Source organism: Demequina sp., assembly GCA_024707205.1.
Classification (GTDB): domain Bacteria; phylum Actinomycetota; class Actinomycetes; order Actinomycetales; family Demequinaceae; genus Demequina.
In genome coordinates, this window is sequence record JANQAD010000001.1 from 1,064,384 (window position 1) to 1,076,376 (window position 11,993).

An 11,993-nucleotide genomic window follows, 5' to 3' on the forward strand; every position below is an offset into this window, starting at 1 on the left:
GATGCACGCGGGCACCGAGCTCGCCAACCGCTACACGCTCACCTCGCTCATCGCCGTGGGCGGGATGGGCGAGGTGTGGAAGGCGGAGGACGGCGACCTGCACCGCACCGTGGCCGTCAAGGTGCTCAAGGAGAACGCGACCGGCAACGAAACCTTCCTGCGCCGCTTCCGCAACGAGGCGAAGAACGCCGCTGGACTCGCGCACCCCAACATCGCGCAGGTCTTCGACTACGGCGACCATGACGGCACCGCGTTCCTCGTGATGGAGTTCGTCGACGGCGAGCCGCTCAGCTCGATCCTCGAGCGGGACCGCACCATCTCCGAGGCGCGCGTGGTCCGCATCCTCGACCAGACGGCCCAAGGCCTCGCGGCCGCCCACGCCGCGCACGTCATGCACCGCGACATCAAGCCCGGAAACCTGCTGATCTTCGACGACGACAAGGTGAAGATCACGGACTTCGGGGTCTCCCGGGGCATGGACCAGACCACTCTCACCGCAACGGGGATGGTGATGGGAACCGCCCAGTACCTCGCGCCAGAGCTGGCGCTCGGGAAGGCGGCGACCCCAGCGTCGGACATCTACGCACTGGGGATAATCGCGTTCGAGGCCGTGGTGGGCAAGCGGCCCTTCACCGCGCCCAACGCCGTGGACATCGCCATCGCGCAGGTCAACGAGGCCGTGCCGCCCCTGCCGGCCTCGGTCTCGCCGGGGATGCGGGAACTGATCATGCTGCTGCTTGAGAAGAACCCGCGAAAGCGCCCCCACTCCGCGGAGGACCTGCGGCGCGTGCTCGCCACCATGCACGTACCCGACGCTGCCCCGGCTCCCGCTGGCCCGGCACCTGAGGCGCGGGAGGCCAAGCGGCTCATGCCGCCGAGCATCGCGCCACGCGAGTACCGTCCACGGCCCGACGTGGGGCGCTAGCGGTATGCGAAATGACACAATAGTTCGAAGTACACGGCCCGACGGGCCGCGGAGGGACGGGCGATGAGCGACGACGCGAAGATTCTCGCGGGCAGGTACGAGGTCGGCGACCTCATTGGGCGTGGCGGCATGGCCGAGGTGCACATCGGCTACGACACGCGCCTTGGCCGCACCGTCGCCGTCAAGATTCTGCGCGCCGACCTCGCCCGCGACCCCAGCTTCCAGACCCGCTTCCGCCGCGAGGCCCAGTCCGCGGCCGGGCTCAACCACCCGGCGATCGTCGCCGTCTACGACACGGGCGAGGACACCATCGTGGGCTCTACGGGCGTCCCGCAGGCCGTGCCGTTCATCGTCATGGAGTACGTCGAGGGCCACACCGTCCGCGAGATCCTCAAGGGAGACGTCGCCGCCCCCATCGACGAGGCCGTCGAGATCGTCTCCGGCGTCCTGTCCGCGCTCGACTACTCGCACCACGCGGGCCTGGTCCACCGCGACATCAAGCCGGCCAACGTCATGCTCACACCCACAGGCGCGGTCAAGGTCATGGATTTCGGCATCGCCCGCGCACTGGCCGACGCTGGGCAGACGATGACGCAGACGCAGGCTGTCGTCGGCACGGCTCAGTACTTGTCGCCCGAGCAGGCGCGCGGCGAGCACGTCGACGCGCGATCGGACCTGTACTCGACCGGCTGCCTGTTGTTCGAGCTGCTGACGGGACGCCCGCCGTTCGTGGGCGACTCGCCCGTTTCGGTCGCGTACCAGCACGTTCGCGAAGCTCCGCCGCGCCCATCGCAGTACGCGTCAGACGTTCCGCCTGAGCTGGACCAGATCGTGCTGCGCGCCCTCGCGAAGGACCGCAACGAGCGCTACTCGAGCGCGAGCGAGTTCCTCGCTGACCTGCGTGCGTTCAGCTCCGGCGATCCCGTTGACCCGTCCACGGGAGCGATCGGCGTCGGCGCCGCTGCCGGCCTTGGTGCCGCCGCGGGCCTCGGTGCGGCCGCGCTCATGGATGACAAGACGGCGATCGCCGAGCAGCCGACCCAGGCCATGCCCGCCGTGGTCGAGACGGGTGCGACCGAGGTGATGCCCGCACAGTCACCGTGGGCGAACGTGGCCCCGGCGACGGTGGCGCCGGCGGAGATCGTCGCGCAACCGCTCGACCCGACCCTCGACGACGATGACGACGAGGACCGCAGGCGCAGGCGCCGCAGCTACTGGCTGCTGGGGGGCGCGGCTCTCGCGGCGCTGCTGATCGTCTTCGCGATCTTCCTCTTCACGCGCGATGGTGCCGCGGAGCCCGAACCCAGCGCGAGCGTCGGGCCTCTCACGGACCTCGCCGGCCTCACCGAGGACCAAGCGAAGCAGTATCTCGACGGCCTTGGCCTGACGGCCGACATCCAGCGGGAGGCCTCGGACGCGCAGGATAAGGACCTCGTGACGCGCACGGACCCCGCGGCGGGCGAGATGGTCGCCCCAGGCGGCACCGTCACCGTGTACCTCTCCGACGGGCCGGGCGAAGTGGAGATCACCGACGTCTCCGGTATGAGCCAAGAGGACGCGATAAAAGCGCTACAGGATCAGGGTCTTGTGATCGAAAGCGTGGATCCCGACGACTCGCAGCCAGACGTCGAGAAGGACCTCGCCACGGGTACGGACCCGGCGGCGGGCACTCTCGTGGCGAGCGGCTCCTCGGTGAGGCTCCTGATCGCGAGCGGCCAGGTTGACCTGCCGGACGTCACCGGCATGCAGGAGGACGAGGCCCGGACCACACTCGGCGACCTTGGCCTCTCGGTAACGACCAAGCGCGTCGAGACGTCCAAGTACCCCGACGGCCAGGTCTACAAGCAGAGCCCTGCGCCCGGCAAGGTCGACGTGGGAACCGCGGTGACGATCACCGTGGCGTCGACGCCGACTACGGCCGAGGTCCCCAACGTCGTTGGCAAGTCGCAGTCCGACGCGACGAGCACACTGACCGACGCGGGATTCAAGGTGACGGTGAAGACGGGCACCTCGGCGGATCAGCCGGCGGGCAATGTGTACGCGCAGAGCCCCGACGCCGGGATCTCGCTCAAGCTCGGTCAGCCGGTCACGATCTTCGTTTCTACCGGGCCGCCAGAACCCGATCCGACAACAACGCCGTAGGGCGCCCTGACTATCGCCGCACTAGAGGCGAGAGGCCGGCGGACCTGGCCTCAGCGTCGGGCATGCCGCACACCTCAAGCCAATTGGCGAGGAGGCGGTGGCCGCCCTCGGTGAGCACGGACTCGGGGTGGAATTGCACGCCCGTGAGCGGAAGTTCGCGGTGCTGCAGGCCCATGATGATGCCCGACGCCGTGGTTGCGGTGACCTCGAGCTCGTCGGGGACCGTGGGGTTCTCGACCGCGAGCGAGTGATACCGGGTGGCCGTGAACGGCGTGGGCAGGCCCACGAGCACCGAGTCGCCGTGGTGCTCCACCTGCGAGGTCTTGCCGTGCATGAGCTCCGGGGCGTGGGACACGACCCCGCCGTACACCTCGGCGAGCGCCTGATGGCCCAGGCACACGCCGAGCATCGGCACGCCGGCCTCGGCGCAGTCGCGGATCACGTCCATCGACGACCCGGCCTCCGCGGGGGTGCCGGGGCCGGGGGAGACGAGCACGCCGTCGTATTCGCTCACGGGCGCGTGGGGGGCGTCATTGCGCACCACCTCGGTCTCCGCGCCCATCTGGCGAAGGTAGCCGACGATCGTGTAGACGAACGAGTCGTAGTTGTCGATCACGAGGATTCGCGTCATCACTGGTCTCCCACGCTCTGGTCCTGGATGTTGAAGGTGACCGACACCCAGGGGAAGACCCATTGGAACAGCACGAACACGATCGCCGCAAGTGCGATCGTCAGAGTGAGCGCCTTGACCCAGCGCGGGCCGGGGAGGATGGCCCAGATGGCGGGGAAGATCATGACGCCGGCACCTCGAGGAGCTCCTCCGGCACGCCGTTGCCCACGGGGCTCCAATACTCGAGCACGCCGTGGACCACGTAGCGCTCCGCCGCCGAGAACATCGGGTGGCACGAGGTCAGCGTGATGTAGTGGTCGTCTGGTGCGGCGCCCGGGTGGTTCGGCACGGGGGCGATCACCTTGACCGCGGTCGGCTTCACGATCTCGTGGCCGGTCACCCGGTACACGTACCAGGCCTCCTTGGTCTGGACTACCAGGTAATCACCCTTCTTGATCTCCGCGATGCGGTTGAAGGGCTTGCCGTACGTGGTGCGGTGCGCACTGATCGCGAAGTTGCCGAGCTCGCCGGGCATCCCGGTGTTGGGGTAGTGGCCGATGCCGAGGCGATCGAGGATCTTGTGCCGGTCAACGCCCTCCGAGATGGGCTTCACGTAGTCCTCGCCCCAGCGCGGAACGTAGAAGGTGGCGAAGGTCTTGCCGAACTTGGGCTCGTCCATGACGGGTGCCGTGTCCGGGGACAGCTTGAGCTCGTTGGGGATGGTCTGCGGCTGGTCGCTCGTGGGATCGCCCGCGGAGATGGGCGAGGTGTTGTCCGGCGTGTACGCCCACGGCAGCTCCTGCACGGCGTCCGCCTGGATCGAGTTGGCCTCGATGTCCGTGTAGAACAGCTGCCACGCCACGTACAGGCCAATCAGCGCGCCCACGATGATCATGAGCTCGCCGAGCAACGCGACGACGCGTGACCCGGTGCCCGACGCCTTGGCCGGCTTCGATTCCGGCGTCGCGTCAGGCGTCGCGTCAGGCGTCGCGTCAGTGTCGGCGATTGTTTCCATGGCTCTACAAGGGTACGCGACGCCCGGACGCGGTCATGAAGGCTGTGACGCACCCAACCCTGACGTGGCACCCGGCAGAATCCACCAGCGCGCCACCCCAGGTACGCTTGTGCCCAGCATTCAGCCGCAAGAGGAGTCCAGCCGTGCCCGTATCGAAGAAGCGCGACACCAAGAAGCAGTCCGTCAAGGTGCCCCGCAGCGCCGCCAAGGTGCACGCCGAGAACCCCAAGTGGCTGCTGCCCACCGCCGTGACGCTGCTGGTGCTCGGCCCGGCGTGGATCATCGTGTACTACATCTCAAAGGGGCACTACCCGATCCCGGGCATTGATCACTGGAACATCGGCATCGGCTTCGTGCTGCTGATGTCGTCGATGCTCCTCTTCACCCGCTGGAAGTAGCCGGCGGCTTCGCCCGGTGCGCCCGCCCGCGACTCCTGCCGTACGCACATAGGCGCTGGATCGGCGCCAGAATCCGACCGTCATGTACGTAAAGGGCGTGGACGGCAGCGCTCATGTGCGTACGGGACGGTGTGGGCGCTTTGTGTGGGCTCGCACCCGTGAGCTAGTTACACCCATGTAGTTATCCCCGGGTGGGGACAACCCTGGGGAAAACTACACCGGTGTGATTCGCTCGTTGCGCTTGGCCTGTCGCTTCTCGACGCCCCGCAGCATCACGAACATGACCAGGGCGCCCGTGATCGCGCCGCCGAGGTGGCCCTGCCAGGAGATGCCACCGATGAAGAATCCAGCGACAAGCCAAATTCCGGCCGACGCTATGAGGCCCTGAGCGGGCATCTTCAGTTTGATGAGCACAACGGCGAACGCGGCGATGAGTCCGAAGATCGCGCCGGACGCCCCACCATGGGGCGACTCGCCGTTGCCCCCGATGAAGACGATCATCGCCGAGCTGCCGAGCATCGACAGAACATAGATCAGGCCAAAGCGCAGCCGCCCGAGCGCGGGCTCCAGCTGCGTACCGAACTGCCACAGCACCAGCATGTTCATGCCGATGTGGAACAGTCCAAAGTGCAGGAAGGCGCTCGATACCCAGCGATACGGCTCGGTGCCGACGCCGAACACGCTGTCGGTGAATCCCGGCCACAGCGCCCAATCGATGACCCAGCGCTGGTACCCGAGCACGTACATCCCGATGATGTACGCCGCGACGTTGGCGATGATCAGCCCGTACGTCACCCACGGCGTGCCCTGGGCGGACACGAATCCCAGCCGGTTGAGCAGGGGACCCCGCCGCGCCGCCTCTTCACGCACGCAGTCGACGCACTGGATCCCCACGGGAGCCGGGCGCTGGCACTCGGGACACACGGGCCGCCCGCACCGCTGGCACGTCACATAGGAGATGCGGTCCGGGTGGCGAGGGCAGACCGGTGGCGCCGAAGCGCCGTACCCGGCCCCAGCGTCGGGCGTGCTGTTCATGGCGGGCTAGTCGTCGGTGACGGTGATGCCGGTGATCAGGACGTCCTCAAGTGGGCGGTCACGACCGTCGACCGCGGTGGTCGCGATGCGGTCCACGACGGCGCGCGAGGCGTCGTCGGCGACCTTGCCGAAGATCGTGTGTGCGCCGTTGAGGTGCGGCGTTGGGCCCACGGTGATGAAGAACTGCGAGCCGTTGGTGCCGCCTACCTGGCCCGTGATGGGGTTGAGGCGCTTGCCGGCATTCGCCATCGCGAGAATGTAGGGCTCGCTGAAGCGCAGCTCGGGGTGAATCTCGTCGTCGAACGTGTACCCCGGGCCGCCGGTGCCGGTGCCGAGCGGGTCGCCGCCCTGGATCATGAACCCGTCGATGACGCGGTGGAACACCACGCCGTTGTAGAGGGGCTCGTGGCTTGGCTGGCCCGTTTCCGGGTCCTTCCACTCCTTCTCGCCGGTGGCGAGCCCAACGAAGTTCGCGACCGTCACGGGCGCGTGGTTGGGGTAGAGCTCAACAGTGATGTCACCTTCGGTGGTCTCGATCGTTGCCTTCATACAGGCCATTGTTCCACGGCCTCGCAATGAGCCGGTTTGCGTGGCACGATGGACAAAGGAACGGTCAAGGCTAGGAAAGGGAAAGCCATGGACAGCGCGAAGGCCCACAAGGCCGCGAAGGAGTACCAGAAGCAGGCGGCGGAGGCCGCGGCGGCAGCGAAGGTTGCGGCCGGAGAGGCCGCAGCAGCGGCCGCGCAAGCGGCCGCCCGCGCCAAGGACTGGGCCGCCCGCAGGTTGAGCAGGCGAGGGAGTGGCTAGGCCCGCGAGCCAAGCACCTGTACGCCTCTAGCGCTCGCCACGCCGAGCCCCTGGTGCGCCGCGCGGGGAGCCGCGCGGCCGACGTGAGCGATGCGATTCACGCGGCGGTTGTCGGCGCCGCGATCCCGGCCGTGCTCGCCGCCGTCGACTCCGCGGCTCACGCGGACGAAGAGTCCAAGCACCGGTCCGTGTGGCCCAAGGTCGTGATCCCCGCGATGCTCATCGGCGCCGCCACCGCAGCGCTCGTGGTGTGGGCGCGTCGCGACCCGGGCCACGACACGTGGGCCGGCGAGGACGACGAATGGGAGTTCGCCGACGACAACGGCTTCAAGGACCAGCTCCGTGACGGGGTCAACCGTGCCGCGGACGCGGCCACCGATGCCGCGAAGCGAGCGGCCGCTGCCGCGAGCGCCGCGGCGAGTGCCGCCGCCGAGGTGGTGACGGAGAAGGCCGGCCCCGCCGCAACGCGCGTCAAGGACACGGCCGTCGCCGAGGCCAAGAAGGTGGCCGAGGCCGCCGGTCCAGCCGTCAGCAAGGTCAAGGACACCGCGGTTGCCGAGGCCAAGAAGGTCAAGGAGGCGGCCGTGGACGCTCGCGACAAGGCGGCGGCCGGTCTCGCGGAGGCCTTCGATGACGCGGAGGACGTCTGGGAGGACGAGGGCGGCAGCGGCGAGGACGGCCTCACGCCGGTTGAGCACGTGGAGCCAACGCCGGTGAAGAAGCCGCCGCTCGCAAGCCGCGCACGCCAAAGGCCTAACTACCAGGCCCGACGCTGGAGCTGGGTTACTCCCGATAGGCCAGCACGCGTTCGCGCGCCTCGCGCAGCAGGCGGAACCACGTTGCCCTGCTGACGTGGAGCGTGTCCAGGCATTCCTGCTCGCCGCGGCGAGGGCTGAGGTGCGTCATCTCGACCGCCTGGCGCAGGCGTCGGTCCTCCACGGTGTCCGCGAACACGGCATCGAGCACCCGGGTGAGGCGCTCCTGGCGGGCGGGGTCATCGTCGGCCGCCAGGAGGTCGGCGAGAGAAGCGTCGGGCGGCGCCACGCCCAGGTCCGCGAACACGGCCCGCTCCACGAACGCCACCGCGCCGCCTGGCCGGAACTCGCTGAAGAAGATCTCGTGCTCCCACGGGCCGTCGACAGGCTTGGCGAGCAGCGAGATCGAGTCATCGGGGCGTCGGGCCGGTTCTGGGTAGTGGATGATCACGGCCTCCATGGTCGCCACGCGGTGGCGACGCATGAACGCGCCGATCGAGATGCGCGTGGCCTCGGCCCTGTCCGCGGTCGGCGCCTCTGCGAACAGCACGATGCCCGCGAAGCACAGCTCGGGATCCACCCCCTTCGCGTGCGCGACCGCCGCGAGGTCGCGGCCGAGTGGGGAGTCCGGCAGATCGCTCACCCGCCGGAGCACGCCGAAGAAGATGGGCACGCCGTCATTGCGGCGCATGACGAGGTCGACGCCGCCCGGGAGCGCCACGAACTGGGTCATCGCCGCCCAGCCGGGCTGCGCGTCGAAGCCGTTGAGGCGAGCGAACTGAGCGAGCTCGCCCTCGTGCGGGCGGTCCGCGTAGTGGGTGGGGCTCGCCTCCATGCCGATGATGGCCCTCAGCTGCTCGGACTCGATGAACAGCGTCATCTCGAGCAGAGCCTCGATGTCGCCGAGCCGGGCCCGGGTGGCGAGGTGGTCCACAATGCGCGCGGCGAGCACCCGGTACCGCGCCGGGGACTCGTCCTTGAGCCGCTCCTTGATGGTCGCGGCGAGCACGGGGTGGAGGGTGATGCCGCCGCCGAGTCGCTGCGTGACCCGCAGCTCGCCGAGCCGCTGCAGGCCATCGCGCGTGGAACGGCCGGGCAGCGCGGCCGCGAGGAGGCGCGCGTCCACGGTGCGGGTGAGCGCCGCGACGGCGAGCACCTCGGGGTCGATGTTGAGCGTCTCCTCGCCCTCGAGCCACTGGGTGAGGCGCCGCTCCAGTTCGGCCCCAAGATCGCCGGCGTTCGAGTCCGGAAGCAGCGACGCGCCGACGGTGAGGGCCAGCGGGCTACCGGCCGCCCACTGCAGCAGCCGCTCCTTGCGCTCAGGGGAGTCCACGCCGCGCTGGGCGAGGAGGGCGTCGGCGTCCTCTCGTGGCAGGGGCGTCAGCGGCAGGTCGGAGAAGATCGCGTGCAGGCCGCCCTCGCGCCACGTTGGCTGGGGCGCGAGACGGCCGGCGAGGATGAGTCGCGCCGATTCCGGCAGCGCGTCCAGGAGCCCGTCCCGCAGTGGCGGAAGCGCGGAGCCGAGCGTGTCCGCCTCGTCGATGACGAGCACCCGCGCGGTGCCTGCCGCCTCAAGCACGCGCGCGCGCAGCAGGTCCAGGTCGATCGGCAGCGAGCGCGCGTCGAGGATGGCGGCCGCGTGGCCGGCCGCGATCGCCCTGCGGGCCGCGGCCCGCAAGAACGCTGACTTGCCGATGCCACCGGGGCCGTAGACATAGAGGATGCGCGACGAGGTGGCGGGTGACAGGAGGTCGTCGATGGCCTCGAGCTCGGCGGTTCTCCCCACGAAGCCGCGCGCATCCGCCGCGTCCGCGGCGTCCCGCATGCTCGCTTCGTGAGCCATCACTGACCCGCGATCCGGGCTTCGAGACCCGCTCGCACGGCGGGCCACTCCGTGTCCAGGATGGAGAACACCACCGTGTCGCGGAACCCGTCACCCCAGAGTTGGTGCTTGCGCAGGATCCCGTCCTGGGTGGCGCCGAGCTTGGCGATCGCCGCTCTGGACTGGGCGTTGGCCGCGTGCGTGCGGAGCTCCACGGCAATGCAGCCCAGGTCCTCGAAGGCACGGGTGAGGAGCAGCAGCTTCGCGGAGGGGTTGATGCGCTTGCCGTGCGCTGAGTACGCCACCCACGTGGAGCCGATCTCCACGCGGCGATTCCGCTCGTCGATGTGCAGGAACGTGGTGACGCCAACCGCCGCGCCCGTCTCCGCCGAGACGATCGCCCACGGCGCCATGCTGCCCTCTGCCTGCAGCCCAAGGCGGCGGTCGATCTCAGCCGCCACAGCGTCGGGCGCCGGGATGGTCGTGTACCAGGCCTTCTGCCACAGGTCGCCCTCGGCGGCCGCTCGCGCGAGGTCGGCGGCGTGGGACTGGGACAGCGGCTCCAGGGTCACGTGCGCGTTCGCGAGCGTGGGGGTCTCAGCAAATCCCATGGGGCAATCGTACTTACTACCAGGCCCGACGGCGTGGCTGGGTCACGCTGCCGGCTGACGCAGGATGGTGCGGAGCTTGTCGGCGGCGACCCGTCGCGGATCGCTCAGGTATATCTCGTGGTGCGTGCCGGTCATCATCAAGCCGTTGGCCGGGATGAAGTCATCGTGCATCCGCGCCAGCACCGGTCCCTCGGCATCGTAGGGACCCACATGGAGGGTCTGCACGGCCCGGCCCTCTCCGAGCGTCTCGAGCCGCACGCGGCCCGCCTGCGCAGACTCCCGCGCGTCCTCGAACATCTCGGCAGTGATCCAGTCGGGAGTCATGATCATCGCGGTCCAGTCCCATGCGGACTTGTCTCCGCTTGCGAATGCGCTCATGTCATCGGCCCACCACAGGCCCTCCAGGGGCGGCGCCACGTAGTCGAGCCCCAGTTGCTTCTTGGACGCGAACTTCAGTTTGTAGGCAACGGGGTAGAGGGCCTGGATCGCCGCCGCGTACTCGGGCGACGTGTTGGGGTCGCCGTGACCGTCGACCATGAGGTACTGCATGGGAGGGACCTCGAGGATCCGGAATGCGCCGTGCTTCGCCTGGTACGAATCCGAGGTCTTCTTGAAGTCGATCGCGGCCATACGGCCAGCGTATTGCGGTGGTGGAGCCTAGGGGACTCGAACCCCTAACCCCCTGCTTGCAAAGCAGGTGCGCTACCAATTGCGCCAAGGCCCCTTGCGGGCTAGACCTCGTCCAGGACGGTGTCCCACAGGTCACGGTCGGAGGAGGACGTGAGCAGGTGAACGACGACGACCACTGCGGCAACGCCGGCCGCTATCAGCAGAGCCTTCTTCATGACAATCACCTCACCCCGTGGGCCCAGGAGGACTTGAACCTCCGACCTCTTCGTTATCAGCGAAGCGCTCTAACCGCCTGAGCTATGGGCCCTTTGCGGCGCAAGCCGCGACGAGCAACTGTACCCGAGACCCACCCTCGCGCTCAAACCAGCGCCGACGGCAGCGTCGGGCCGGGTCAGTCGTCGGTGAGGGTGACGTACACGCCACCCACCACGGACGACACCGTGTTGTACAGGAACGCGGCGATCGTGGACAGCGCGGTGAGCAGCACCACGTTCATCACCGAGACGAGGATCGTGGCGGACATGACCTTGTTGAGCTCGAAGATCTTGGTGATGTCCACGGGCTGCTCGCCCTCGAACAGCTTGGCGACCCAGTCGTTGATGAGCGTGAACAGCCCGAACGAGTTCAGCGCGTTCCACAGCACGAACACCGCGACCACCATCATGATGCCCACCGCGATCGACAGCAGGAAGCCGATCTTCAGCACGGACCACGGGTCGATGCGGCTCACCAATACGCGCGCCTTGCGGGGGCCGCCGCGCTTGTTGGAGGCTGTGAGGTCGTCGCCCTCGGTGAGCGAGTTCTTCGCGCGCACCGCGAATCCCTTGACGGCCTCGGTTGCGTGCGAGAACGCGCCACCGCTTTCCCCGCCCGACGCTGGGGCCGGGTTTGCGGGGCGCGTGGGCGCGGTCACGGTGCCGACGGCGGGCGTCGCGTCCGCGGCGGGCGCGCTTGGGGCCCACTGGAACGACGTGTTGGCGGGCTGGCTGCGAGCGGGCGTGGCGGTTGGCGCTGCCGTCGGGCGAGCCGCTGGGGCGGCGGTGGGCGCCGCAGTTGGCGCTGCGGTCGAGTTGATGGGGCGGAAGGCAGAACGACGGGGGGTCTCTGCGGTGGGCGTCGGATCGGTTCCGGCGACCGGTGGGGTGTAGAGGTTTCCGCTGTCGTTCGCGGCCATAAACGTCTCCTTGCGTGCGCCCCGACTGAGGCGATCAGGTTCCAAGGGTACCTGGGCGCTCCGCGATGC

At 68.9% G+C, this 11,993-nt stretch carries 14 protein-coding genes and 2 tRNA genes; 5 read left to right on the forward strand and 11 right to left on the reverse strand.

The features are described from left to right. Position 1: 1 nt before the first annotated feature. The gene (locus tag NVV57_05470) at positions 2-925 is read left to right on the forward strand and encodes a serine/threonine protein kinase (GenBank protein ID MCR6712164.1); all 924 of its coding nucleotides are present in this window, start codon (positions 2-4) and stop codon (positions 923-925) included. A 63-nt stretch (positions 926-988) separates the two neighbouring features. Continuing rightward, positions 989-3,067 carry a Stk1 family PASTA domain-containing Ser/Thr kinase gene (gene pknB / locus NVV57_05475; GenBank protein ID MCR6712165.1) on the forward strand — a complete coding sequence of 693 codons (2,079 nt, stop codon included), beginning with the start codon at positions 989-991 and terminating at the stop codon, positions 3,065-3,067. A gap of 10 nt (positions 3,068-3,077) precedes the next feature. Here the strand turns inward: pknB and NVV57_05480 are convergent, their stop codons facing one another. Genes NVV57_05480 through NVV57_05490 form a run of 3 tightly spaced genes read right to left on the reverse strand, consistent with a single transcriptional unit; the run spans position 3,078 to position 4,692 of the window. Continuing rightward, positions 3,078-3,698: an aminodeoxychorismate/anthranilate synthase component II gene (locus NVV57_05480; protein ID MCR6712166.1), complete on the reverse strand. Its 621-nt coding sequence runs from the start codon at positions 3,696-3,698 to the stop codon at positions 3,078-3,080. Then, a complete protein-coding gene (locus NVV57_05485) occupies positions 3,698-3,862 on the reverse strand; it encodes a hypothetical protein (GenBank protein ID MCR6712167.1) in 165 nt (54 codons plus the stop codon). Before NVV57_05485 ends, NVV57_05480 begins: the two co-directional genes overlap by 1 nt. Beyond that, entirely contained in the window at positions 3,859-4,692 is an 834-nt protein-coding gene (locus NVV57_05490) for a class E sortase (protein MCR6712168.1), read from the reverse strand. Before NVV57_05490 ends, NVV57_05485 begins: the two co-directional genes overlap by 4 nt. Before the next feature lie 143 nt (positions 4,693-4,835). Between NVV57_05490 and NVV57_05495 the strand changes: the two genes are divergently transcribed. After that, positions 4,836-5,090, forward strand: a complete 255-nt coding sequence (locus NVV57_05495; protein MCR6712169.1) for a cell division protein CrgA — start codon at positions 4,836-4,838, stop codon at positions 5,088-5,090. 213 nt (positions 5,091-5,303) lie between these two features. Here the strand turns inward: NVV57_05495 and NVV57_05500 are convergent, their stop codons facing one another. Then, on the reverse strand, positions 5,304-6,125 hold the full coding sequence (locus NVV57_05500) for a rhomboid family intramembrane serine protease (GenBank protein MCR6712170.1): 822 nt from the start codon (positions 6,123-6,125) through the stop codon (positions 5,304-5,306). Positions 6,126-6,131: 6 nt separating this feature from the next. After that, positions 6,132-6,674 (reverse strand): peptidylprolyl isomerase, encoded by a 543-nt coding sequence (locus tag NVV57_05505; protein MCR6712171.1) that lies wholly within the window; start codon positions 6,672-6,674, stop codon positions 6,132-6,134. A gap of 87 nt (positions 6,675-6,761) precedes the next feature. On the opposite strand from NVV57_05505, the gene NVV57_05510 reads away from it, so the two are divergent. Then, positions 6,762-6,932, forward strand: coding sequence for a hypothetical protein (locus NVV57_05510; protein ID MCR6712172.1), 171 nt, complete (start codon positions 6,762-6,764; stop codon positions 6,930-6,932). 83 nt (positions 6,933-7,015) lie between these two features. After that, a complete protein-coding gene (locus NVV57_05515) occupies positions 7,016-7,783 on the forward strand; it encodes a hypothetical protein (GenBank protein ID MCR6712173.1) in 768 nt (255 codons plus the stop codon). Here the strand turns inward: NVV57_05515 and NVV57_05520 are convergent. The 6 genes from NVV57_05520 to NVV57_05545 all read right to left on the reverse strand — a co-directional run bounded on the left by NVV57_05520 (position 7,716) and on the right by NVV57_05545 (position 11,924). Further along, on the reverse strand, positions 7,716-9,512 hold the full coding sequence (locus NVV57_05520) for an ATP-binding protein (GenBank protein ID MCR6712174.1): 1,797 nt from the start codon (positions 9,510-9,512) through the stop codon (positions 7,716-7,718). The two genes, NVV57_05515 and NVV57_05520, sit on opposite strands and share 68 nt — an antisense overlap. A gap of 17 nt (positions 9,513-9,529) precedes the next feature. Continuing rightward, the gene (locus NVV57_05525) at positions 9,530-10,120 is read right to left on the reverse strand and encodes a GNAT family N-acetyltransferase (protein ID MCR6712175.1); all 591 of its coding nucleotides are present in this window, start codon (positions 10,118-10,120) and stop codon (positions 9,530-9,532) included. A 42-nt stretch (positions 10,121-10,162) separates the two neighbouring features. After that, positions 10,163-10,750 carry a GyrI-like domain-containing protein gene (locus tag NVV57_05530; protein MCR6712176.1) on the reverse strand — a complete coding sequence of 196 codons (588 nt, stop codon included), beginning with the start codon at positions 10,748-10,750 and terminating at the stop codon, positions 10,163-10,165. An 18-nt stretch (positions 10,751-10,768) separates the two neighbouring features. After that, positions 10,769-10,844: transfer RNA gene (locus NVV57_05535), tRNA-Ala, on the reverse strand. 139 nt (positions 10,845-10,983) lie between these two features. Further along, positions 10,984-11,057, reverse strand: a tRNA-Ile gene (locus NVV57_05540). Positions 11,058-11,141: 84 nt separating this feature from the next. Next, positions 11,142-11,924 (reverse strand): DUF3566 domain-containing protein, encoded by a 783-nt coding sequence (locus tag NVV57_05545; GenBank protein MCR6712177.1) that lies wholly within the window; start codon positions 11,922-11,924, stop codon positions 11,142-11,144. Between the last annotated feature and the right edge of the window lie 69 nt (positions 11,925-11,993).

Coding starts and splice junctions, on each gene's coding strand:
- NVV57_05500 (MCR6712170.1), bottom strand. CDS start 6,125: ATGAACAGCACGCCCGACGCTGGGGCCGGGTACGGCGCTTCGGCGCCA.
- pknB (MCR6712165.1), top strand. CDS start 989: ATGAGCGACGACGCGAAGATTCTCGCGGGCAGGTACGAGGTCGGCGAC.
- NVV57_05505 (MCR6712171.1), bottom strand. CDS start 6,674: ATGAAGGCAACGATCGAGACCACCGAAGGTGACATCACTGTTGAGCTC.
- NVV57_05545 (MCR6712177.1), bottom strand. CDS start 11,924: ATGGCCGCGAACGACAGCGGAAACCTCTACACCCCACCGGTCGCCGGA.
- NVV57_05490 (MCR6712168.1), bottom strand. CDS start 4,692: ATGGAAACAATCGCCGACACTGACGCGACGCCTGACGCGACGCCTGAC.
- NVV57_05485 (MCR6712167.1), bottom strand. CDS start 3,862: ATGATCTTCCCCGCCATCTGGGCCATCCTCCCCGGCCCGCGCTGGGTC.
- NVV57_05470 (MCR6712164.1), top strand. CDS start 2: ATGCACGCGGGCACCGAGCTCGCCAACCGCTACACGCTCACCTCGCTC.
- NVV57_05530 (MCR6712176.1), bottom strand. CDS start 10,750: ATGGCCGCGATCGACTTCAAGAAGACCTCGGATTCGTACCAGGCGAAG.
- NVV57_05480 (MCR6712166.1), bottom strand. CDS start 3,698: ATGACGCGAATCCTCGTGATCGACAACTACGACTCGTTCGTCTACACG.
- NVV57_05510 (MCR6712172.1), top strand. CDS start 6,762: ATGGACAGCGCGAAGGCCCACAAGGCCGCGAAGGAGTACCAGAAGCAG.
- NVV57_05525 (MCR6712175.1), bottom strand. CDS start 10,120: ATGGGATTTGCTGAGACCCCCACGCTCGCGAACGCGCACGTGACCCTG.
- NVV57_05520 (MCR6712174.1), bottom strand. CDS start 9,512: ATGCGGGACGCCGCGGACGCGGCGGATGCGCGCGGCTTCGTGGGGAGA.